Consider the following 4,204-nt stretch of genomic DNA (forward strand, 5'->3'; position numbering starts at 1 on the left):
ACTGGCTTGCGTCAAGCACGTCTTTGTCAAAGCCAGCGCGCGGGTCAATAACCGGGCCGAAAACAGTCATCAGCCGACCCGCGAACGCGAGCGACGCATGCGTGGCTTTCGCGATCCAGAGCGCACGCAGGCTTTCCTATCGAGCTTCGGTCCGATCCGGCAGCACTTCGCGCTGAAGCGACACCTGCTACGCGCCTCGCTCTATCGCAAACAGCTTGCCACACGCATCGCCGCCTGGCATCGCTTCACAGAGATCACCCAAGTTCCGCCGGTTTTCTGAGCAAGCGCGTTGCCCCCCACTATTACGTCGCGAGCAAATTAACGTGACAGTGCCCTCGACCGCCCTTGACAACGTGACAACGCCGCGAGCGCGGCGGGCGACGAGGCCGAGAATCGCGCCGCGCTGTGCATATTCGCCGGCGAGCGCGAGGCCGATGCCGCTCGAAGCGGCGGTAATGAAAACCTTCAGCGGCGAGGTCATACCGGCGCCTCGTGATTACATCTTTTTGGCGCGGACTTGCGAGACGAGGTAGTCGAGCACTTGGATCGTGCCCGGCAGGGTGCCGGTCGCGACCGGGCCGGTTTCATACTTGCCCTGCACGGCGAGCGTCGGCACGCCGTCGATCTTGAACCCGTCGAGCAGTTTCTTGTCCTTCTGCAGCGCGCTTTGCGTCGAGAACGAGTTGTACGCTTCCATGTACTTCTTCGGGTCGACGCCGAACTTCGCGAGGAATTTGGTCTGGTCTTCCGACGTCAGCAGATAGTTCTTGTTGACGTGGATTTCGTTGAAGACCTTCGGCGTCAGTTCGTTCGCGAGGCCGAGCGCGTCGAGCGCGTGGAACATCTTCGAGTGCGGGATGGCGTCGTCGCGGAAGGCGACCGGCACGCGGCGGAACACGACGTCCGGGGCCTGCTTCTTGACCCACGTTTCGAGGAACGGGTTGAATTCATTGCAGTGCGGGCAGCCGTACCAGAAGAATTCGATGACTTCGATCTTGCCGGCCGGCACGTCGGTAGGTTGCGGCGTGGCCAGCACGGTGTAGTCCTTGCCGGCGACTGGCGCGGTCGGCGACGCATGCGCGCTCGCCGCGATCAGGCCCAGCGAGAGGAACAGGATGCTCAGCAGTTTTTTCATGTCGTGTAGACCCAGATAAGGCGGTAGCGCGGCGACGCCATGCGAAAGGCCCGTCACTGCTGGTGGGATTCGGTGTGGTCGCCCGCCACAATACAGGTCGAAGCGGCCATCGTGCTTGTGACACGCGCGCCGCGTCGATAGTTCGACGCGGCGCGCGGGCCGGCATTACCGTTTATTTATTGTTTGGTGAAGCGGATTACCGCGGTATCGACACCCGCGTCCGACAGACGCTGACGGCTCGAATTCATGTCCTCGAACTTCGAGAACGGCCCGATGCGCACGCGGTAGTACGTGACGCCGCCGGCATCGCGCCCTCGGCGCGGTTGTTCACGCGTGCGGCCGCTTTGACGAAAACGTGCTTTACCTGAGCAAGCTCAGGGATATCAGCCTTCGCCCCCGGATAACTGCGCAGCTGGTCGGTAACGATCTTGCGCGGCACCGGGTTTGAACGTAGCACCCGCCGGAAGAAGCGCCTTGCCGCGGCCTTGTCGCGACGCTTTTGCACCAGCACGTCGAGTTCGGCGCCATGCTCGTCGACCGCGCGCCACAGGAGATACGGCTCACCGCGCAGCGTCACGAATACCTCATCTAAATGCCAGGTGCTGCCGGGCTTGGGCCGCACCGCTTTGGCACGCTGAGCGAATCCAGCGCCGAACTTGTCGCACCAGCAACGGATCGTTTCATATGTGACCACAACGCCACGCTCCCGCAACAACTCCTCGATGTCAGGCTGAACCGGAAGTACCAGCGAACGGCGCAACTGATGACAATAGCAGGGAAACGGTGGCCGTGATAAGGCGATTTCATCTTCTTCATCACTTCATTTTACCGTCACATCTCCAGCAATCTGACAGTGCCCTTCGGACCCATTCAGACCTCGACAGAACTTGCAGGAAATTACCCATAAAATGCCAGGTTCGGTGTTTGTCAACCACTTTCCGCTTTAAACCCTTGTTGCACACGGCTCTTCGAATTTTTCAGACCCGACTATTTACTGTTCACGCACTAATGCGACACAACCTCAATATGCCGGGTCCCGGCAAATCCCACAATGCCTTTTCGGCCTCGGAGCCTTGCGCGCTTTCGCGGATTGTTTAAGGGCGACTGGTGCTCAGCTCGTCCGCTCAGTGAACTGAATCGACGGCTTCGCGCCTGCTGTGGCGGTACATGTTTTTCCCAAGTTCAAGTTATTAGTTTCGCCGGTTGTCCCACTATCCAAGCACTTGGGTGCATATGTGGTTCCGTCGTTTACTTGCAGATTTACGGTAATCGACGTTTTTGGTTTAAAAGATACTTCTGAAGAATTTCCTTCACCGAAAATGTTAAATTCAGACTGATTCCAGCCTTGTGCGATATCAAGGGTGTCGTCCGGCTGGCTTACGGTGTAGGCACTACCGTTATACGTGAGTATTACGGTATCGGTTGCGCCCGAACCGGGCGTCGAGACATAACCCGCCAAGGTCGTCAAGCCGAGATTGCCCACGGGAATGTCTGGCGCCGCAACAGCGGAACTGTTTTTGTAGCATCCACCTGCAGCACTTAGCCAGCCAGCGGGGCATGGACTATGTAAATCGTCCTGATCCGTCAGCAATATCCAGTCCTGAATATATATTTGCGGCCCTTCGGGAGCTGGACCCAGAGGCCCAGGCTGCTGCGAGACTTCATCAGAATCATAGATGAATTGCTGCCACACTCGACAATCCGGATGAAATCCGTTTTGTTGACAATAGGATGCGTTAGTGCGAGAAAAGTTAGTATTAAGTTGAAGCGTATAACCGGCGGCATCGTCCACCAAACCACTTACAACGGTTCCAGGGAAGCTCCCGATTGCCGAAGTCGTGAGTCCCTCGGTCTGTGCGATATAATCCTTCCCGTGGCCTGTCAATACGGCGTCATCCTCTGCGGAATCGGCATTATCCTCTGTAATATGTTTACTTTGACTCATTCGTTTCTTTCTCATCGTTTCGACGGGAGGCGCATATTTCGCAGTAGGATGCTGAAGGGATACCATTGCGCACGCCGCTTCCCTCCATGTGGTGTCGGGATAAGACATCCGGTAGCATCCCGCCTTAGGAGGAGGCCCCACTTGTCTTACTGACTCTCGCCAATTTGTTTGTTGTTCCTTTGACGCCTGTGCATAAGGCGATTTTGCGTCAGTCTCCGAGGTAGGCGATTGAGCACAAACGACAGACGTTGACAAAGCTGTGCTCAGGACGGTGATGGCCATCACGGCCAGCGCCCTACGATACTTGGATGTATTGAATTTCTTGAGTGATAGCATATATTTTTAATTTGATTACTCTACTATGAGAGCAGGAAGTAAAGCTCGGTTCAAGCTAGAAATTCTCTTGTGCGACGGCGGGTGTTACTTCACATTGCACTGCAATTTCCCGGTTCACATGACCGCCAACTGCCCTCAAGACAATCTTTACCCGGCGCCCCAGCGAATGAGGCAGCGACCGCGAGCGACTCACCCACAGCAATTACTCCAACTCCGAGACCGCCACCTCGATTTCCTTGCTCCCCATGATCGCCTCCGCTCAACATCACTTGATAGGATAGGAAGCCGAAATTAAAGTGAAATACCCAATCCCTACCGCGAACGTGACCAGACTATTTCTATATTTCCATCAAATTCTGTCCGAACGTCTGCAAGGACGCAAGCAAAACGAGATCAATAAAATTGATGTTTCAGCTCGCATTTTCGGCTCTGGTGCAAATAGGGGCCGGCGAATGGGTTGGAGTTGTCGGAACAAAACGAACCCACAAGCGGCTTTGTTCAGCAGGGCATGGCTGCAGTTGGTTGCAGACGCAACTAGGCATTTTTGACGCAAACGGCCTTGCCGAAGCTGTTCCACAGATTCACGAGGTTCGCGATAATCACGCCCTCGCGCTGCTGAGATTCGGTTTTGCGCGTCAGTAGCCGCGCACCGATGCAACGCTTGATTCGCGAGATCTGCGCCTCGACCAGCGCGCGCTGGCCGTACCCGTATTTGTTGCGGAACGCATGGATGCCCTTGTCCTTGATGTACCGAACGAGATGGTCGTGCCAGCGCGTCGCCGGCTGAT

At 56.3% G+C, this 4,204-nt stretch carries 3 protein-coding genes and 4 pseudogenes; 1 reads left to right on the plus strand and 6 read right to left on the minus strand.

Translation table 11 applies throughout. The features are described 5' to 3' along the window. A pseudogene (locus GCT19_RS41095) lies at positions 1–280 on the plus strand (IS6 family transposase); the annotation flags it as partial. Between the two features lie 87 nt (positions 281–367). On the opposite strand, the pseudogene GCT19_RS41100 reads toward GCT19_RS41095, so the two are convergent. From GCT19_RS41100 to GCT19_RS44210, 6 genes and pseudogenes are all read right to left on the minus strand, one after another. Continuing rightward, a pseudogene (locus GCT19_RS41100) lies at positions 368–481 on the minus strand (SDR family oxidoreductase); the annotation flags it as partial. A 15-nt stretch (positions 482–496) separates the two neighbouring features. Beyond that, the gene (locus tag GCT19_RS41105) at positions 497–1,135 is read right to left on the minus strand and encodes a thiol:disulfide interchange protein DsbA/DsbL (RefSeq protein ID WP_152855021.1); all 639 of its coding nucleotides are present in this window, start codon (positions 1,133–1,135) and stop codon (positions 497–499) included. Between the two features lie 176 nt (positions 1,136–1,311). Continuing rightward, a pseudogene (locus GCT19_RS41110) lies at positions 1,312–1,446 on the minus strand (SPOR domain-containing protein); the annotation flags it as partial. Beyond that, positions 1,443–1,951, minus strand: a pseudogene (locus GCT19_RS41115) (IS6 family transposase); the annotation flags it as partial. The pseudogenes GCT19_RS41110 and GCT19_RS41115, both read right to left, overlap by 4 nt. A gap of 295 nt (positions 1,952–2,246) precedes the next feature. After that, the gene (locus GCT19_RS41120) at positions 2,247–3,080 is read right to left on the minus strand and encodes a hypothetical protein (RefSeq protein WP_152855022.1); all 834 of its coding nucleotides are present in this window, start codon (positions 3,078–3,080) and stop codon (positions 2,247–2,249) included. 870 nt (positions 3,081–3,950) lie between these two features. After that, positions 3,951–4,204, minus strand: a 254-nt coding sequence (locus tag GCT19_RS44210) for a hypothetical protein (protein WP_227749492.1), incomplete at its 5' end; no start/stop codon positions are given.

It is taken from the genome of Paraburkholderia atlantica, assembly GCF_009362785.1.
Taxonomy (GTDB): Bacteria; Pseudomonadota; Gammaproteobacteria; order Burkholderiales; family Burkholderiaceae; genus Paraburkholderia; species Paraburkholderia atlantica.